The organism is Microbacterium sp. NPDC056044 (genome assembly GCF_042267145.1).
Taxonomy (GTDB): domain Bacteria; phylum Actinomycetota; class Actinomycetes; order Actinomycetales; family Microbacteriaceae; genus Microbacterium.
Genome location: NZ_JBHJWZ010000003.1, coordinates 103,651 through 120,272 on the forward strand (window position 1 = coordinate 103,651; position 16,622 = coordinate 120,272).

Annotated in this window: 18 protein-coding genes and 1 tRNA gene; 3 read left to right on the plus strand and 16 right to left on the minus strand. The window is 70.9% G+C overall.

Annotated elements, in window-relative coordinates; genetic code table 11:
• Positions 1-6: 6 nt before the first annotated feature.
• From ACFC1I_RS09220 to ACFC1I_RS09255, 8 genes are all read right to left on the minus strand, one after another.
• On the minus strand, positions 7-309 hold the full coding sequence (locus tag ACFC1I_RS09220; RefSeq protein WP_376008231.1) for a hypothetical protein: 303 nt from the start codon (positions 307-309) through the stop codon (positions 7-9).
• Positions 306-755, minus strand: a complete 450-nt coding sequence (locus tag ACFC1I_RS09225; protein WP_376008233.1) for a GNAT family N-acetyltransferase — start codon at positions 753-755, stop codon at positions 306-308. Before ACFC1I_RS09225 ends, ACFC1I_RS09220 begins: the two co-directional genes overlap by 4 nt.
• A gap of 27 nt (positions 756-782) precedes the next feature.
• Positions 783-1,448 (minus strand): DNA alkylation repair protein, encoded by a 666-nt coding sequence (locus ACFC1I_RS09230; protein ID WP_376008235.1) that lies wholly within the window; start codon positions 1,446-1,448, stop codon positions 783-785.
• A complete protein-coding gene (locus ACFC1I_RS09235) occupies positions 1,441-2,031 on the minus strand; it encodes an isochorismatase family protein (RefSeq protein WP_376008237.1) in 591 nt (196 codons plus the stop codon). Before ACFC1I_RS09235 ends, ACFC1I_RS09230 begins: the two co-directional genes overlap by 8 nt.
• Positions 2,028-4,334, minus strand: coding sequence for an MMPL family transporter (locus ACFC1I_RS09240; RefSeq protein WP_376008239.1), 2,307 nt, complete (start codon positions 4,332-4,334; stop codon positions 2,028-2,030). Before ACFC1I_RS09240 ends, ACFC1I_RS09235 begins: the two co-directional genes overlap by 4 nt.
• 71 nt (positions 4,335-4,405) lie before the next feature.
• A complete protein-coding gene (locus ACFC1I_RS09245) occupies positions 4,406-4,801 on the minus strand; it encodes a hypothetical protein (protein ID WP_376008241.1) in 396 nt (131 codons plus the stop codon).
• Between the two features lie 110 nt (positions 4,802-4,911).
• Positions 4,912-5,106 (minus strand): hypothetical protein, encoded by a 195-nt coding sequence (locus ACFC1I_RS09250; protein ID WP_376008243.1) that lies wholly within the window; start codon positions 5,104-5,106, stop codon positions 4,912-4,914.
• Positions 5,106-5,181, minus strand: a tRNA-Thr gene (locus ACFC1I_RS09255). The genes ACFC1I_RS09250 and ACFC1I_RS09255 overlap by 1 nt, the downstream gene beginning before the upstream one ends.
• 257 nt (positions 5,182-5,438) lie before the next feature.
• Between ACFC1I_RS09255 and ACFC1I_RS09260 the strand changes: the two genes are divergently transcribed.
• From ACFC1I_RS09260 to ACFC1I_RS09270, 3 genes are all read left to right on the plus strand, one after another.
• The gene (locus ACFC1I_RS09260; RefSeq protein WP_376008245.1) at positions 5,439-6,344 is read left to right on the plus strand and encodes a MetQ/NlpA family ABC transporter substrate-binding protein; all 906 of its coding nucleotides are present in this window, start codon (positions 5,439-5,441) and stop codon (positions 6,342-6,344) included.
• Positions 6,345-6,433: 89 nt separating this feature from the next.
• Positions 6,434-7,471 carry a methionine ABC transporter ATP-binding protein gene (locus ACFC1I_RS09265; protein ID WP_376008247.1) on the plus strand — a complete coding sequence of 346 codons (1,038 nt, stop codon included), beginning with the start codon at positions 6,434-6,436 and terminating at the stop codon, positions 7,469-7,471.
• Positions 7,464-8,123: a methionine ABC transporter permease gene (locus ACFC1I_RS09270; RefSeq protein WP_376008249.1), complete on the plus strand. Its 660-nt coding sequence runs from the start codon at positions 7,464-7,466 to the stop codon at positions 8,121-8,123. Before ACFC1I_RS09265 ends, ACFC1I_RS09270 begins: the two co-directional genes overlap by 8 nt.
• Positions 8,124-8,204: 81 nt before the next feature.
• On the opposite strand, the gene ACFC1I_RS09275 is transcribed toward ACFC1I_RS09270, so the two are convergent.
• The 8 genes from ACFC1I_RS09275 to ACFC1I_RS09310 form a co-directional block, all read right to left on the minus strand.
• Positions 8,205-9,764, minus strand: a complete 1,560-nt coding sequence (locus ACFC1I_RS09275) for an alpha/beta hydrolase (protein WP_376008251.1) — start codon at positions 9,762-9,764, stop codon at positions 8,205-8,207.
• Positions 9,761-10,930: a DNA polymerase III subunit delta' gene (locus ACFC1I_RS09280; RefSeq protein WP_376008253.1), complete on the minus strand. Its 1,170-nt coding sequence runs from the start codon at positions 10,928-10,930 to the stop codon at positions 9,761-9,763. Before ACFC1I_RS09280 ends, ACFC1I_RS09275 begins: the two co-directional genes overlap by 4 nt.
• 241 nt (positions 10,931-11,171) lie before the next feature.
• A complete protein-coding gene (tmk, locus tag ACFC1I_RS09285) occupies positions 11,172-11,810 on the minus strand; it encodes a dTMP kinase (RefSeq protein WP_376008255.1) in 639 nt (212 codons plus the stop codon).
• On the minus strand, positions 11,807-14,524 hold the full coding sequence (gene topA / locus ACFC1I_RS09290; protein WP_376008257.1) for a type I DNA topoisomerase: 2,718 nt from the start codon (positions 14,522-14,524) through the stop codon (positions 11,807-11,809). Before topA ends, tmk begins: the two co-directional genes overlap by 4 nt.
• Positions 14,525-14,591: 67 nt before the next feature.
• The gene (locus tag ACFC1I_RS09295; RefSeq protein ID WP_376008259.1) at positions 14,592-14,909 is read right to left on the minus strand and encodes a helicase; all 318 of its coding nucleotides are present in this window, start codon (positions 14,907-14,909) and stop codon (positions 14,592-14,594) included.
• A 46-nt stretch (positions 14,910-14,955) separates the two neighbouring features.
• Entirely contained in the window at positions 14,956-15,288 is a 333-nt protein-coding gene (locus tag ACFC1I_RS09300; RefSeq protein WP_376008261.1) for a TadE family type IV pilus minor pilin, read from the minus strand.
• Positions 15,288-15,530, minus strand: coding sequence for a DUF4244 domain-containing protein (locus ACFC1I_RS09305; RefSeq protein ID WP_376008263.1), 243 nt, complete (start codon positions 15,528-15,530; stop codon positions 15,288-15,290). Before ACFC1I_RS09305 ends, ACFC1I_RS09300 begins: the two co-directional genes overlap by 1 nt.
• Before the next feature lie 108 nt (positions 15,531-15,638).
• The gene (locus ACFC1I_RS09310; RefSeq protein ID WP_376008265.1) at positions 15,639-16,619 is read right to left on the minus strand and encodes a type II secretion system F family protein; all 981 of its coding nucleotides are present in this window, start codon (positions 16,617-16,619) and stop codon (positions 15,639-15,641) included.
• Positions 16,620-16,622 lie beyond the last annotated feature (3 nt).

The following is a 16,622-nucleotide window of genomic DNA, read 5'->3' on the forward strand; positions in this document are numbered from 1 at the left end:
GCCGGGTCAGCGGGCGATCGATGCCGCGATGAACCACGCGACGATACTCAGCACGAGGGCGATCAGCGGGTACCAGAACGCCCGGCGCTTGCGCGACAGCGCGACGATGCCGGCGACGGCACCGATCACCGCCAAGGCCAGGGGCACATAGCCGCCCAGCACGATCGCCACCGTGTTGTCGTGGTTGCCGATCGCCCATACGAGCGAGACGAAGAAGAGCACCACCGCGGCGCCGACCGAGAACCCGATCAGGAGCAGCGTGGCGACGAGGTCTCCCATGCTGCGCTCGGCGGGAGCAGCCGCGCTCATCGGCCGAGTCCGATCTCGTAGTGCACGAACCCGGTGTGTGTCGCGACGCGGTCGTAGAGCGTTCGCGCGGTGGTGTTGGTCTCCTGCGTGAGCCAGTACACCTTCGCGGCGTCGTGCGCGCGCGCCCACTCGGTCACGTGGGCGATGAGCGCGCGTCCGGCCCCAGTGCCCCGGGTGTCGGGGGCGACGAAGAGATCCTCGAGGTAGACGTAGGGCGCCGGCGACCAGGTCGCGGCGTGCGTGAGCCAGTGGACGAAGCCGACGGCCCGTCCCGTGTCGTCGACGGCGACCGCGCCGTGGATCGGGAACTGCGGGTCGAGCAGGCGGTTCCAGGTCAGCGCGGACTGCTCGTCCGACACCTGGGACTCGTAGAACTCGATGTAGCCGCGCCAGAGCGGCAGCCAGGCGTCGCGGTCGGCAGGGGCGAGGGGGCGGATCTCGGTCACGAGCCCGAGAGTAGCGGGTCGCCCGCCTCAGGCGAGCGCGGTGCGGGCGGTGCGTCGCGCGTGAGCGCTGAGGTCGTCGCCTCGCCGCGCGAGGAACTCCTCCAGCCGGCCGGGGTCGACCCGGCCGATCTCGCGGAGGGCGACGCCCACGTTGGTCTGCACCAGGTGCTCGGGGTCGTCCGCCAAAATCTCGCAGAGCGCGAGCGGGTCGTCGAGGTCCCGGCCGCGGATGATCGAGAAGGCGGCGGTGATCGCCGTGCGCCGATGCCAGCGGTCGTCGGAGCGCGCGAGCTCGAACAGCACGTCGCGCCGGCGGTCCAGCAGGTACAGCCCCACGACGCGCGGCGCAGAACGGTCGATGTAGTCCCACGTGTCGATGCGATCGAGACGCCGCATCCACAGCTCGTACAGCGCCGCGCGGTCGACCCCCTTGGTGCGCGCCTGGAAGTCGAGGATCGATACCGCGACCATCCGCATCTCGTAGGCGTCGGAGTCGAGCAGCCGATCGACCTCGGCCAGCGGCATCCGTGAGTTCGCCTTCGCGATGTCGAACACGGTGCCCATGCGGACGCCGATCACCTCGGTGCGCGCGTCGGTCATGCGCCGTTCGATCTTGGCGCGTTCGTCGATGGATGCTGCGCCCTCGAGCGCCGCGCGGACGCCCTCGGCGGTCGGCGCCCCGGGCTCAGTCACCGCCCTCGGGTCCCGAGGGTGTGAGCTCGGCGCCGGCGTGCGCGAGCTCGGCGAGCGCCGCATCGCTCGTCTCCGCCGCGACCCCGGCGATGAGGTCGGTGAGGATGCGGACGTGCCGGCCGTGCTCGATGGCGTCGAGCGCCGACGCGCGCACGCAGTAGTCCGTCGCGAGGCCGGCGATGTCGACGTCGACGACCCCGTTCTCTTCGAGCAGGTGCGCCACCGTCACGCCGTCATCGGTGGTGCCCTCGAACAGCGAGTAGGCGGGCTTGCCCTGCCCCTTCTTGACGTGGTGGGTCACCGCCGAGGTGTCGAGCCCGGGATCGTACTCGGCGCCCTCGGTGCCGCTCACGCAGTGCACCGGCCAGGTGTCGATGAAGTCGGGCTCGGGGTGGAAGTGCCCGCCGTTGTCGCCCTCGGCGTGGTGCCAGTCGCGCGAGGCCACGATCACGGCGTACTCCTCGGCATGGGTGACGAGGAACTCCGAGATGTGCTCGGCGACCGCGTCCCCTCCCTCGACCGCGAGCGCTCCCCCTTCGGTGAAGTCGTTCTGGACGTCGACGATGAACAGCGCCTTGCTCATGGTTCGAGCGTACGCCGATACTCCTCGCGGGTGAGCGGGTGCCCGTCGCCGGCCACGAGCTCGGGGTCGGTCTCGGCGGGCAGCAGCGCCTCGCTGCCATCCGTCGCCCCCGCGGCGACGACATCCTTGCGCCACAGCTTCGAGGGCCACCAGATCGCCTTGCCGATGTCGTACGAGAGCGCCGGCACCAGGAGCGACCGCACGATGAACGTGTCGAGCAGCACACCGAAGGCGACGATGAACGCGATCTGCACCAGGAACAGGATCGGGATGACGCCGAGCGCCGCGAAGGTCGCCGCGAGCACGAGTCCTGCCGATGTGATCACCCCACCCGTGGCGACGAGGCCGCGGAGGATTCCCGGTCTCGTCCCGTGGACGAGCGACTCCTCGCGCACGCGCGACATCAGGAAGATGTTGTAGTCGACGCCGAGCGCCACGAGGAACACGAAGCCGTAGAGCGGCACCGCGGGGTCGGCACCCGGGAAGCCGAACACCTCGTTGAAGACGAGCGCGCTGACGCCGAGGGCGGTCGCGAACGACAGGATCACCGTGCCGATGAGGAGGAGCGGCGCCAGGATCGAGCGCAGCAGCAGCATCAGGATCAGGAGGATCACGGCGAGGATCACCGGAATGATGACCGTGCGGTCCCGCGTCGACGTGTCGTTGGTGTCGATGTCGGTGGCGGTCTCGCCGCCCACGATCGCGGTGCCGGCGCCGAGCGTGTCGTCGAGTGCGACGCGGAGCTCGCGCACGGTGTCTTCCGCAGCCACCGAGTCCGCAGCATCCGTCAACGTGCCGATCACCAGCACGTCGCCGTCCGAGACGGTCGGCTCGGGCGCAGGCGTACCCGGAGGCCCGACCGCGGTGAAGACCGGTTCCCCGTTCTCGACGGCGACCTGCGCCTGCCCCGTCGGCGAGTCGTCCGAGGCGACCGACACCGAATCGATGCCGTCGGAGTCGTCGAGCACGCCGACCGTGTCGGCCAGGTCCTCCTCGGGCACGATCACATAGACCGGCGAGCCGGAGCCGGCCGGGAAGTGCTCGGCGAGCACGTCCTGCCCGTCGCGGGCCTCGGACGAGCCGAGCACGAGGTCGCTCGTGGGCACCCCGTCGGCCTTCAGCTGAGTGATGCCCAGGGCACCGGCGAGCAGCACGATCGTGCAGGCGATCCACACGATGCGCGCGTGGCGGGCGACGAAGCGCGCCTGTCGCGGCCAGAGGCCCTTGACCGGCTGGGTGAGGTCGTCGGGGATCATCGCGATCGGCTGCTTCGGGATGAAGGGCCAGAACGCTGCGCGTCCGCACAGCGCGAGAAGAGCGGGCAGGAACGTCAGCGCCGACAGCATCGAGAACCCGATCCCGATGGAGGCGATCGGGCCGAGCGCGCGGTTCGTCGCGAGGTCGGAGAGCAGCAGGCACAGCAGGCCCGCGATCACCGTGCCGCCCGAGGCCAGGATGGGCTCGAAGGCTCCGCGCCACGCCGAGAGCACAGCATCCCATTTCGACACCCCCGTCGCGATGGATTCGCGGAACCGGGCGACGTACAAGAGGGCGTAATCGGTCGCCGCGCCGATCACGAGGATGAACAGGATGCCCTGCACCTGGCCGTTGAGCACGACGATGCCGGCGAAGGCGAGCCACCACACGGTGAGCAGGGCCACGCAGAGCGCGAACACCGAGGTCAGCAGCACGAGGACGGGCAGGAGCGGCGAGCGGTAGACGATCACGAGGATCAGGAACACCGCGAGCAGCGCGACGCCGAGAAGGAGCCCGTCGATCCCGAGGAAGCCCTCGACGAGATCGGCGGTGAAGCCGGCGGGGCCGGTGACCCAGCCCTCGAGACCGGAGGGCAGATCGTCGGCGACGAGCGTGCGGATCTCTTCGACGGTGGGCCCCACCTCGCCCGAGGCGTCGATTGGCACGAAGATCTGCACGGCCTCGCCGTCGTCCGACGGGATGGGCGGCGACACGTCCTCCTGCACCCCCTCGACCTCGGCGATGTCGTCGGCGAGCGCCTGCACGTCGGCGATGTCGTCCTGCGAGAGCTCGCCGTCGCCTGTCACGACGACGACGGCTGGGATGCTCTCGCCGCCGAGGAAGTCCCCGAGCCGCTCGTTGACCTGCGTTGCGTCTGCGCTCTCGGGGAGGAACGAGGAGCGGTCGTTGCTCGACACCTCGTCGACCTTGCCGAAGTAGGGGCCGCCGATCGTGCCGGCGGCCAGCCAGAGGAGCACGAGGAGGGCGGGGATGCCGATCCGGAGCCAGCCCGAGGGGCGACGGTTCGCGTGGTGAGGCGAGGTCATATCGCTAGCTTATCTAGCGATCTGCCCCGATTCGACCACGCGCGAGAGTTCTTGGGCGAAGGGCCGGTCGATCAGCCGCGCAGGAACAGCATCACGAGCGAGGTGACGAGCGCCACGACGCCGAGCGCCAGCATCCCGATCGCGAGCCGCGTGACCGCCCGCACCGCCGGGGAGCCGTGGGTCAGCCGCATCCGGTGAAGCGATCCGCGGCGCACGTAGACGTCCGCCATGTCGGCATCGCCGATGTGGTGATCCTGCTCGGGAGTGAGCTGCGCCTCCCCGACACCGCCGTCCTCGTCGAACCAGCGCACGAACCGGCCGTTCGGCCCCCGTTCGACGACGGCACGCACGGGCAGCCAGGTGCCGTCGAGGAGGTACATGATCAGCGCGACGCCCGCAAGGAGCGCCCCCACGCCGAACCCGATCCACGAGAAGATCTCGGCGAGGGCGTCGATCGCCTGAGACACGCATCACCGTCCTTCGCATACGGAAAACGGCCGCTTCCGCGGCCGCCTCGGGTTGTCGGCCCAGCCTAACGGATCACCCCGCCACGACGCGGCGCCCACCCGCCGCCCCGTCAGCGCGACGCGGCGCCCGCCACGTCGAACGGGCGGAGCCGGCCGCACATGCCGAACCGTCGCTCGCCGACCAGCTGCGGCGCGCTCTGCACGCCCGACAGATGCAGGTTCGCGGCGTCGCCCTCGGCGTGCGCACGCGTGATCGCGAGGCTGTGGTGCGCCGGCGCGGCCGAGCACGACGCCGGAGTAGTCATGGAGCCACCTAAGGGAATCGAACCCTTGACCTAATCATTACGAGTGATTCGCTCTGCCGACTGAGCTAAGGTGGCGGGCTTCGCTTGCGCGACGCACAAGCAACGATCTTACAGGGTCACGAGGGTGCTCGCGAACCACGGCGGCCGAGGCATCCGTTCCGCCCCCGATCCCCTCTCGGACGCACTCGGTGTCGACGTGTTACGCCCCGGTTCGAGTCGGCGTGCAGAGCCCGCGTAGGTTCGAACCCGGTCCGCGACGAAGCGTGCGCGGTCCGTGGATCGTGCGCGCGGTCACAAGCCCGAGACGGGCCTCGATCCACAGGAGCACTCACATGTCCACGTCCAAGAAGCTCGCCGCCGCAGCAGCACTCGCGCTTCCCCTCGCCCTCCTCCTCGCCGGCTGCGCCGGGACCGGAACGGATGCCGCCGCCGGCGGCTCCGACGAGAACGAGGTCGTCCGCATCGGCGTCGTCGGCGCCGGCGACCCCTACTGGGAGACCTACAAGGAGGCCGCCGCCGAGGAAGGCATCGACGTCGAGCTGGTGGACTTCAGCGAGTACTCGCAGCCGAACCCGGCCCTCTCGGCCGGAGAGCTGGACCTCAACCAGTTCCAGCACATCATCTACCTCGCGACCTACAACGTGCAGAGCGGCGACGACCTCGAGCCGGTCGGCGCGACCGCCATCTACCCGCTGGGCCTCTACTCGACGCAGTACGACTCCGTCGACGACATCCCCGACGGCTCGACCGTGGCGATCCCGAACGACGAGTCGAACGGCGCCCGCGCGCTGCTCGTGCTGCAGTCCGCCGGTCTCATCGCGCTCGAGGACGGAGGCTCGGCGTTCTCCACCCCCGCCGATGTCATCGAGGCGGAGTCGAAGGTCCGCGTCGAGCCCGTCGCCGCCGACTTCACGGCGTCGTCGCTCCCCGACTACGCGGGCGCGATCGTGAACAACGACTTCGTCACCAAGTCCGGTCTCACCGAGGACGAGCTGCTCGCGCAGGACGACCCGACCGACCCGTCGGCTTTCCCGTACATCAACATCTTCGCTGCGAAGGCGGAGGACGTCGATAACCCGACGTACCTCAAGCTCGTCGAGATCTACCAGAACACCAAGGCCGTGCAGGACGGCGTGCTCGAGGTGTCGGGCGGTACCGCCGTGCTCGTCAAGACGCCCGTCGACGACCTGCTGACGTCCCTCAAGGACGTCGAGGACGACATCCGCGCCGGCTCGTAATCCCGCCACACCACGGCACCGCCTGTGCGGCCCGAGTGCGCTCTTCGCGCAGCGGGCCGCACACGCGCGTTCCGGCCCAGGAGCACCCCATGACCCTCATCCGACTCACCGGCGTCACGAAGGCCTTCCCGCCCGCCTCGAAGGGCGGAGCGCCCGTCGTCGCCGTCGACGACGTGTCGCTCGACGTCGCCGCCGGCGAGGTGTGCGGCATCATCGGCTACTCCGGTGCCGGCAAGAGCACCGTGCTGCGGCTGGTGAACGCGCTCGAGACGCCGACCGCCGGCACCGTCGAGATCGACGGCCGCGATGTCACGCATCTGCGCGAGCGCGAGCTGCGCGAGCTGCGCGGCGACATCGGCATGATCTTCCAGCAGTTCAACCTCTTCGACTCCCGCACGGTGGCGAAGAACGTCGCCTACCCACTCGAGGTGGCCCGTCGTCCGCGCGCCGAGATCGCCGCGCGCGTCGACGAGCTGCTGCGCTTCGTCGGGCTGGCCGACAAGGCGAAGAACTACCCCGAGCAGCTGTCGGGCGGCCAGAAGCAGCGCGTCGGCATCGCCCGCGCCCTCGCGACGAGCCCGCGCATCCTGCTCGCCGACGAAGCGACGAGCGCGCTCGACCCCGACACGACGCAGGAGGTGCTCGCGCTCCTGAAGCGCATCAATGAGGAGCTCGGCGTCACGATCCTGGTGATCACGCACGAGATGGACGTCATCCGCACCCTGGCCGACAGCGTCGTGGTGATGGAGAGCGGCCGCATCATCGAGAGCGGCGCCGTGTTCGACGTGCTGTCGGCGCCGCAGCACGCGGCCACACGGCGATTCGTCGCGAGCATCATCGAGGACGTCCCGGTCGGCGACCAGCTGCGCACCCTCCGAGGCCGTCACCCCGGACGCATCGTCACGTTCACGATCCGCGACGGCGACGTCACGCAGGCCGACGTGTTCGCGGCGCTGTCGTCGCACGGCGTGCGCTTCGAGCTCGTGCACGGCGGCATCAATGACATCGGCGGGCGCGTCTTCGGGCATCTCACGCTGGCATTGGCCGGAGAGGCGGATGCTGTGCAGCAGGCCATCGACGCCGCCTCGGCGTTCGCGCCGCTCATCGAGGAGGACGCCCGTGGATAGGCTCGTCGATCTTCTTCCCGAGCTCTGGGCCGCGACGGCCGAGACGCTCTACGTCGCTTCGCTGAGCCTCGTGTTCGGCGGTCTCGCGGGCCTCTTCGTCGGGCTCGCGCTCTATGCGACCCGGCCGGGAAGCCTGTTCCCGAACCGGTTCCTGTTCGGCACCATCAACGTGATCGTCAACTTCTTCCGGCCGATCCCGTTCGTGATCCTGCTGGCGTCGGTGCAGCCCCTCGCGCGGGCCCTGGGTCTGCCGGGCATCGGCGTCCCGTTCGCGATCTTCGCGATCACGCTCGCGTCGCTGTTCGCGATCAGCCGCATCGTCGAGCAGAACCTCCTCACCGTGCGCCCCGGCGTCATCGAGGCTGCCCGCGCGACCGGTGCGAGCCGCACGCGCATCCTGTTCCGGCTGCTCCCCCGTGAGGCGCTGGGCCCGCTCATCCTCGGCTACACGTTCATCGTCGTCGCGCTCGTCGACATGACGGCGGTCGCCGGCGCCGTCGCGGCCGGCGGCCTCGGCGAGTTCGCGATCGTCTACGGCTTCAAGCAGTACAACCCGTGGGTCACATGGGCGGCCGTGCTCGTCATCATCGTGATCGTGCAGGTGGTGCAGTTCGTCGGCAACGCGCTGGCGCGGCGGGTGCTGCGCCGCTGAGCGACGCCAGCCGCGCAGGGACATCAAGAGAGCGCGGATGCCTCTGGTCGAGGCATCCGCGCTCTTCTCATGACTGGCGGGTCACTCGCAGCGCAGGCCGTCCTGCGGGGGCGTGCCGTCGAGCAGGTACGTCTCGATCGCGGCGTCGACGCAGGCGTTGCCCTTGTTGTAGCCCGTGTGCCCCTCGCCGACGCGCGTCACGAGCACGCCGGACGACAGCTGGTCGGCCAGCGACACCGACCACTCGTACGGGGTCGCCGGGTCGTTCGTGGTGCCGACCACGACAATCGGCGCGGCGCCGTCGGCGGTGATGCGCTCCCGCACGCCGGTGGCCGGGTACGGCCACACCTCGCACGGGTCGGGGCCCGCCCAGTACGGGGCGACGGTGGGCGCCTCGGCCTCGAGCAGCGCCATCGCGTCGGCCTGCTGCTGGTCGGTGGCGTCGACCGGGTAGTCCATGCAGTTGTACGCGCGGAACGCCTCGGTCTGATTGCCGGTGTACGCGCCGCCCTGGCGGTCGTAGTAGAAATCCGCCAGCTGGAATGCCACCTCGGCCTTGCCCTGCAGCGCGTCGGCGAGCGCCATCGTGAGGTACGGCCAGCTGTCCTGCGAGTACAGCGCCGCGACGATCGCGGTCATCAGCGAGTCGGAGCCGAGCATGCGGCCGTCGGCGTTCGGGATCGGGTCGCGGTCGACGCTCGCGAGGAGCGTGCCCAGGTCGGCCATCGCCTCGTCGACGGTGCCGCGGAACGGGCAGTCCTTGTCGGTCAGACAGTCCGCCATGTAGGCGCGCAGCGCTGATTCGAAGCCGATGCCCTGCGTGATGCCGACGTCCAGCCCCGAGATCGACGGGTCGATCGCGCCGTCGAGGACGAGTCGGCCCACCTTGTCGGGGAAGAGCTTCGCGTACGTCGCACCGAGGAAGGTGCCGTACGAGTAGCCCAGGTAGTTCAGCTGCGTGTCGCCGAGGACGGCGCGCAGGAGGTCCATGTCGCGGGCCGAGTTCTCGGTCGTGATGTAGGGCAGCACGCCGTCGCTGTTCGCATCGCACGCCTCGCCGAACGCCGTGTGCCGGTCGAGCAGCTCGGCGGTCCAGGCAGCCGTCCCTCGCGCGTTCTTCGGGACGTCGAAGAGGTACGCGTCCATGTCGGCCGCGTCGTAGCAGGTGACGGCGGTCGACTCGCCGACGCCGCGCGGGTCGAACCCGATGACGTCGAACTCACGGCGCACCGGGTCGCTCACCGCGAACGACACCGAGTCGCGGATCAGCGCCACCCCGCTCGCGCCGGGGCCGCCGGGGTTGGTCAGCAGCGACCCGATGGGGTCGGTCGTGCCCTCGGCGCGACTGCGGATCACCGACAGCTCGATGTCGCCCTTCGTCGGGTCGGCCCAGTCCAGCGGCGCGGTGACCGTCGTGCACTCGAACGTGTCGTCGCAGCTCGACCAGTCGAGCGTCTGCTCGTAGTACGGCAGCAGGTCCTCGGCGACGCCCGCGGTGTCGGCGGCCTTGCTCGACGTCGGGCGGGGCGACGCGCCGGGGATCATCGCCGACAGACAGCCGCTCAGGACGACGGATGCTGCGACCAGGCCGGCGACGACGGCAGCGGCGCGACGAAGCCTGCGGGGACGGGTCGGGTTCACGGGATCCTTCCGCTCGCGACGGTGACGAGCATGCTTTCGAGCGCCAGTGCGGGCGCGGCGTTCAGTTCGAGGTTCTCGCGCGTGACGCCGATGCGGTCGACGACCGTCAGCGTGCGCTCGGGCGTCCACGCGGTGGCGAGGGCGCGGAGGTCTGGTTCGAGCTCGCGGTTGATGAGGTCGGTGTCGCGCCCGAACTGCAGCAGCAGCACGTCGCGGAACAACGACTCGAGGTCGGTGAGCACACGATCGATGCCGTCGCGCAGGCTGCGTGTGGCGCGGCGCTTCTGCTCGTCTTCGAGGGCCGACAACTGCGACCGCACGGCGGGCGGGATCGCGCCGCCCTCGGCGATGCCGAGCGTGCGGAGGAGCCCGGCGCGCTCCGCCTCGTCGCGCTCCGCCGTGAGCGCCTTCGCGTCATCGGTCGCGGCGGCCACGATCTTGCCGGCCACCTCGACCGCGTCGCCGACGCCTCGCACCGCGAGCACGCCGCGCAGCGTGGCATCGCGGCGGGCGCGGGCCGCAGCATCCGTCGCCAATCTCTGGGCCATGCCGATGTGACGCTGAGCGTGCCGCGCGGACTGCTCGGCGATCACGGGGTCGACGCCGCTGCGGCGGACGATGAGATCGGCGACGTCGGCGACGTCGGGCTCGCGCAGGCGCAGCGTGCGCACGCGGGAGCGGATCGTCGGCAGCAGGTCGGCGTCGCTCGGCGCGCACAGCACCCAGACGGTGCGCTCGGGCGGCTCTTCGAGCGCCTTCAACAGCACGTTCGAGGTGCGCTCGGCCATGCGGTCGGCGTCTTCCATGACGATCACGCGGTAGCGCCCGAGCGAGGGCGCGAAGTACGACCGCTCGACGAGGGCGCGGGCGTCTTTGATGGAGATGATGACGCCCTCGGTGCGCAGCGCGGTGAGGTCGGGGTGGGTGCCGGCAAGCACCTGGTGCATCGTGCGCTCGTCGCCCGGCTCGGCGATGAGCGCCGCCGCGAAGGCGTGGGCGAGCGTGGACCGGCCCGAGCCGGGAGGCCCGGTGATGAGCCACGCGTGGGTCATCGAGGCGGGATCGGATGCTGCGTCCCTGAGCGCCGCGACGGCATCGGGCTGCCCCCACACGTCGCCCCAGGGGAACGCCTGGTCGACCACGCGGGCGTCGAGGTCGGACTGCATCCCCTCAGCCTAACCGCGGGCACCGACGCCGCCCCGCCCACCACCTCCGCATTGTCTTCGAATCAGGCGATGAGGCGAATTCAGGCCACTCGGCTGGCTTTTCGTCCTGATTTCGCCTCATCGCCTGATTCGGGCACGGGGCATCGGGCACGGGCGCCGGTACCGGGCACGGGGCACCGGGCACGGGGCACCGGGCACAGGCACGGGCATCGGGCGCGGCGCATCGCGCACCGGGCCGGGCTCAAGCGAGGAGCGGCTCCACGTGTGCCCGGACCGCGGCGGCGAGCTCGTCGGCGGGAAGCGATGCGTCGAGCACGAGGAAGCGCTCGGGCTCGGCGGCGGCGAGGGCGAGGAACTCCTCCCGCACACGGGCGTGGAAGTGCTCCTTCTCGGCCTCGAGGCGGTCGAAGGGCTTGTCGTCGGCGTCGAGACGCGCGCGGGCCGACTCCGGGTCGAGGTCGAGGAGCACCGTGACGTCGGGGAGCAGCCCGCCGGTCGCCCAGAGCGACAGCTCGCGCACCTCGTCGCGGCCGAGCACGCGTCCGGCGCCCTGGTACGCGACCGAGGAGTCGAGGTAGCGGTCCTGGATCACGACCTCGCCGCGCGCGAGCGCGGGGCGGACCAGCGTCTCGATGTGGTGCGCGCGGTCCGCGGCGTACAGCAGGGCCTCGGCACGGGGCGCGACCTCGCCCCGGTGGTGGAGCACGATGTCGCGGATGAGCACGCCCACCTCGGTGCCGCCGGGCTCGCGCGTGCGCACCACGGTGCGCCCGGCGTCGGTCAGCCACTCGTCGAGCAGCGCCGACTGCGTCGTCTTGCCGACGCCGTCACCGCCCTCGAACGTGACGAACAGCCCGCGCGCGGTGTCGCCCGCCGTCACTTCTTCGCCGCGGGCTTGCGCGTGGTCGTCGTCCGCCGGGCGGGTTTCTTGGCGGGGCCCTTCGCACGCTTGTCGGCGAGCAGCTGCACCGCGCGCTCGAACGTGACCTCCATCGCGTCCTCGCCGCGCGGGATCGTCGCGTTCGTCTCGCCGTCGGTGACGTACGGGCCGAAGCGGCCGTCCTTGAGCTTGATCGCCTTGCCGCTGGTGGGGTCGGCCTCGAACTCCTTGAGGGCCGACGACGCCCCGCGGGCGCCGTACTTGGGCTGCGCGTAGACGGCGAGCGCCTCCTCGAGCGTGATGTCGAAGATCTGCTGCTCGCTCTGCAGCGTGCGCGAGTCGGTGCCCTTCTTGAGGTACGGGCCGTAGCGCCCGTTCTGAGCCGTGATCGGCGCTTCCGTCTCGGGGTCGATTCCGACGGTGCGCGGCAGGTCGAGCAGCTTCAGCGCGGTGTCGAGGTCGATGGTGTCGACCGACATCGACTTGAAGAGGGAGGCCGTGCGCGGCTTCGGCGCGGCTTCCTTCTTCGCGCCGCGCTTCTTCGGCGCGGGCTCCGGCTCGACGGCGACGACCTCGCCGGTCTCCTCGTCCACGGCCTCTTCGGCGGGCGGGTCGTTCTCCTGCACGTAGGGCCCGAACCGGCCGTCCTTCACGACGACGAGCTTGCCGTTGGCGGGGTTCTCCCCCAGTACCCGGTCGCCCGCGACGGGAGCGTCGATGAGCTCCTGCGCACGCGCCGGGGTCAGCTCGTCGGGGGCGAGGTCCTCGGGGATGTTGACGCGCCGGGGCTCGGCATCCGCCTTCTCCTTGTCGGGCACCTCGAGGTACGGTCCGTACTTGCCGAACCGCAGCGTCGCGACGTCGCCGATGGGCGTCGAGTTGAGGGCGCGCGCGTCGATCTCGCCGAGGTTGTCGACGATGTTGCGCAGGCCCACGTGGTCGGTGGAGCCGAAGTAGAACTCCTGCAGCCAGTCCTGGCGCTTCTGCTCGCCGCGGGCGATCGCGTCGAGGTCGTCCTCGAGCGCGGCCGTGAAGTCGTAGTCGACGAGATCGGCGAAGTGCTGCTCGAGCAGGCGCACGACGCTGAACGCGAGCCAGCTCGGGATGAGCGCCTGGCCGCGCTTGGTGACGTACCCGCGGTTGAGGATCACGTCGATGATGCTCGCGAACGTCGAGGGGCGGCCGATCCCCTTCTCCTCGAGCGCCTTGACGAGGCTCGCCTCTGTGTAGCGCGGCTTGGGGCTCGTCGCGTGGCCCTTCGGCTCGACGTCGCGCAGGCGCAGCACGTCGCCGACGGCCATCGCGGGAAGCGCCTGGTCGTCGCTCTTGTCGCTGTCGCTGCGCTTCTCGTCGCGACCTTCTTCGTACGCCTCGAGGAAGCCCTTGAAGGTGTAGACGGTTCCGGATGCCGTGAACTCGGCGCGGCGGCCGGCCGCCGAGACCTCGAGGGTCACGGTGGTGGTCTCGTACTTCGCGTCCGACATCTGGCTGGCCATCGTGCGCTTCCAGATGAGGTCGTACAGCCGCAGTTCGTCGCGGTCGAGCTGACCCGACACCTCGGAGGGCGTGCGGAAGGTCTCGCCCGACGGGCGGATGGCCTCGTGCGCCTCCTGCGCGTTCTTGCTGTTGTTGCGGTAGCTGCGGGGGTTCGGCGGCACCGACTTGTCGCCGTACATCTTGACGGCCTGCTCGCGCGCGGCCTGCACGGCCTGCGTCGACAGCGCCGTCGAGTCGGTGCGCATATAAGTGATGTACCCCTTCTCGTAGAGACGCTGTGCGACGCCCATGGCGTGCTTGGCGCTCATCGAGAGCTTGCGACCGGCCTCCTGCTGGAGGGTCGAGGTCGTGAACGGGGGCTTGGGGCTGCGGGTGCCGGGCTTGGATTCGAGAGCGGTGACGGATGCCTCGGCCGCCGCCTCGATCGCGGCGGCGAGTTCGCGCACTTGCGACTCGTCGAGGACGAGCACGGCCTTCTTCAGTTCACCGCGATCGTCGAAGTCGGTGCCGCGGGCGAGAACTGCACCGTCGACGCGGGCGAGGCGCGTCGAGAACGACTCGTCGATGCCCTGCGGGCGGTTCGGTGCGGCGAGCGCCTCGATGTCCCAGTACGACGCCGACACGAACGCCATGCGCTCGCGCTCGCGGTCGACCACCATGCGGGTCGCTGCCGACTGGACGCGGCCGGCCGACGTGCCCTGCTGCACCTTGTACCAGAGGACGGGGCTGACGTCCCAGCCGTAGAGACGGTCGAGGATGCGGCGGGTCTCCTGCGCGTCAACGAGCGCGAGGTCGAGCTCGCGGGTGTTGCCGACAGCGGCCTGGATCGCGTCCTTGGTGATCTCGTGGAAGACCATGCGCTTGACGGGAACCTTGGGCTTCAGCGCTTCGAGAAGGTGCCACGCGATGGCTTCGCCCTCGCGGTCTTCATCGGTGGCGAGCAGGAGCTCGTCCGCCCCCTTCAGCGCGCGCTTGAGCTCGGCGACCGTCTTCTTGCCGCGGTCGCTCTCGACGTAATACGGGTCGAAGCCGTTGTCGATGTCGATCGAGTACTTCCCATAGGCCTGCTTCTTATCGGCCGGGATGTCGCGCTTGTCCGCCAGATCGCGGATGTGCCCGACGGAGCTGAGCACCTCGTAGCCATCGCCGAGGTACCCCTGGATCGACTTCATCTTCGTCGGTGACTCGACGATGACGAGCTTCTTGCCTTCTGCCAACGGGGGCGTCCTTTCTTCGACGCAAACCATACACGCCACTTCTCGGTGCAGGCGCTGTGAGACGAGATCAGGGCGGCGGTCCCGCCCGAGCGGAAGCCCGTGCGAGGACCGGGCCGAAGCGTATCGAGACGGTGACCGTCGCGATCAGTTCGTCGAGGCCGCACGCCTCGACGACAGCGCCGAAAGCGCTTGTGACCTCGGCCGCACGTTCGCACGGGACACCGGCAACCGCACCGGACGCCGCGTCCGCAGCGGCCAGCGCGCCGGCGTCCGCTGCCGACGCCAATCGTTGGCTCGCCACCGCCGCAGCACCGGCGCCGGCGAGACCTGCGGCGAGCACCGCCGCAGCGGCGACGATACCCACCGCCGCCATCGTCCCGGCCATCAGCCCGGTCCCCTCGTCCGCGCGACGACGAGGTCGCCCGAGGCGGTCACAGCCCGCCCGCCAGCGCGCAGCCGGACGCTGTGATGCTCACGCCGAACAGCGCGGGTGCGGACGCCGCCACACACACGAGGTCGCCTTGGGACGTGATGTCGACGGATGCCTCGGCCACCGTCGACGCGACGGCGGCGCGCACCCGCTGCTCGGACTCGCCACGCGCACTCAGGCGGGCAGCATCCGCCACCGCATCCTGCAGCCGGACCTGCCGCGACGCTCCGGCCAGCGCGCCCACGCCGAGCAGCAGGACGAGGGCGACGGCCGGGAGGGCGACCGCGAACTCGGCGACGACCGCACCGCGGTCGTCGCCCAGCCGCGGGCGCATCACGCCACCGTGAGCGCGCGTCGGATGAGGTCGGTGAGGATGGTGCGCACCTCGTCCGAGCGCATGATCACGACCAGCAAGCCGGCGAAGGCGACCGCGGCCATCGTCGCGATCGCGTACTCGGCCGTCGCGGCGCCGGTGTCGTCGGCCCCGGCGTGGTCGACGCCGGGCGCCGCGTAGAGGCGCTCCGCGCGGCGGCGGGTGAGGAGCGGGACGACGCGGGCGGTTCGGGTCAGGGACATGGGTTCTCCGTTCGGTGGATTCGTGGTGTCGGGCACGGTCGGGGCGATCGGCGGCGCGGTCGGTGCCGGGCGCGGAGAGGTGGCGCCGCGGGGTGGCGCGTGGACCCGTCACAGCGACACCGACATCGTCGACATGACGCCGAGCAGCATCGGCGCGACGCCGAGAAGGAGGAAGGCGGGCAGCGTGCACACTCCGAGCGGGAGGAGCAGCCGCGACGAGAGTCGTGCCGCGCGCAGACGTGCGTCGACGCGCGCGCGGTGCCGCGCATGAGCGGCCGTTGCGCGCAGCAGCTCCACGGCCGGCACGCCCGCGGTGCGCGACAGCGCGAGCACGGCATCCACATCATCTGCGGCTCCGGCGTCTGCTGAGCCGGCGTCCGCGCCGGTCTTCGTGGCGCCCCGTGCGACCGTCGGGTCGAGCGCACCGCCGCCGTCGCCGTCGCCGTCGTCGCCTGCGCTCTCCCCCGCCGCTCCCAGCCGGCGCGCGTCCCGCACGACCGCCCGCGCACGATCGATCGAGACGCCGCCGCTGAGCGCGATCGCGATCAGCTCGGCGTCGAGGCCGGGCGCGTCGTCCGATGCCGCGGCGGCGCGCACGAGCCGCTTCGTCCAACGGTGGGCGGCGAGCATGAGCACCGCGCCGGCTCCGAGACAGGCCAGTCCGAGGGGGTCCGTGAACAGAGTTGCGAACGTGTCGAACCCGAGCGCAGCGCCGAGCCCCACAGCGACGAGTGGGAGCCAGCTCATGAGCCGCGCCGTTCCTGCGGGCTCGGCGAGCGCCACCCGCACGTCGTCCGCGGCTTCCTGCGCATCGCGCAGCGCTGCGGCGAGTCCGCGCAGGCAGTCGGCGAGCGGCGCGCCGACGACCAGCGCGACCTGGCACGCGACGCCGACCTCGCGCCACGCGCCCGGTCCGCCGGTCGTGATCGCCTCGTGCAGCGGCACCCCTCGTGCGATCGCCGACGTGACATGCCCCGCCGCCGGATCGCCGCCGCGGGCGAGATGCTCCCACGCGCGAGCCGGCGCGATCCCCGCCTGCAGCAGCACAGCCAGCCGCAGCACCGTCTCGGCGACATCGGCCGCCGACATCGA

Bases quoted from the DNA above. Each gene is read 5' to 3' on its own strand.
- ACFC1I_RS09220 (WP_376008231.1), bottom strand. From the start codon at position 309: ATGAGCGCGGCTGCTCCCGCCGAGCGCAGCATGGGAGACCTCGTCGCC.
- ACFC1I_RS09235 (WP_376008237.1), bottom strand. From the start codon at position 2,031: ATGAGCAAGGCGCTGTTCATCGTCGACGTCCAGAACGACTTCACCGAA.
- ACFC1I_RS09240 (WP_376008239.1), bottom strand. From the start codon at position 4,334: ATGACCTCGCCTCACCACGCGAACCGTCGCCCCTCGGGCTGGCTCCGG.
- ACFC1I_RS09250 (WP_376008243.1), bottom strand. From the start codon at position 5,106: ATGACTACTCCGGCGTCGTGCTCGGCCGCGCCGGCGCACCACAGCCTC.
- ACFC1I_RS09260 (WP_376008245.1), top strand. From the start codon at position 5,439: ATGTCCACGTCCAAGAAGCTCGCCGCCGCAGCAGCACTCGCGCTTCCC.
- ACFC1I_RS09265 (WP_376008247.1), top strand. From the start codon at position 6,434: ATGACCCTCATCCGACTCACCGGCGTCACGAAGGCCTTCCCGCCCGCC.
- ACFC1I_RS09280 (WP_376008253.1), bottom strand. From the start codon at position 10,930: ATGCAGTCCGACCTCGACGCCCGCGTGGTCGACCAGGCGTTCCCCTGG.
- ACFC1I_RS09295 (WP_376008259.1), bottom strand. From the start codon at position 14,909: ATGGCCGGGACGATGGCGGCGGTGGGTATCGTCGCCGCTGCGGCGGTG.
- ACFC1I_RS09300 (WP_376008261.1), bottom strand. From the start codon at position 15,288: ATGCGCCCGCGGCTGGGCGACGACCGCGGTGCGGTCGTCGCCGAGTTC.
- ACFC1I_RS09305 (WP_376008263.1), bottom strand. From the start codon at position 15,530: ATGTCCCTGACCCGAACCGCCCGCGTCGTCCCGCTCCTCACCCGCCGC.
- ACFC1I_RS09310 (WP_376008265.1), bottom strand. From the start codon at position 16,619: ATGTCGGCGGCCGATGTCGCCGAGACGGTGCTGCGGCTGGCTGTGCTG.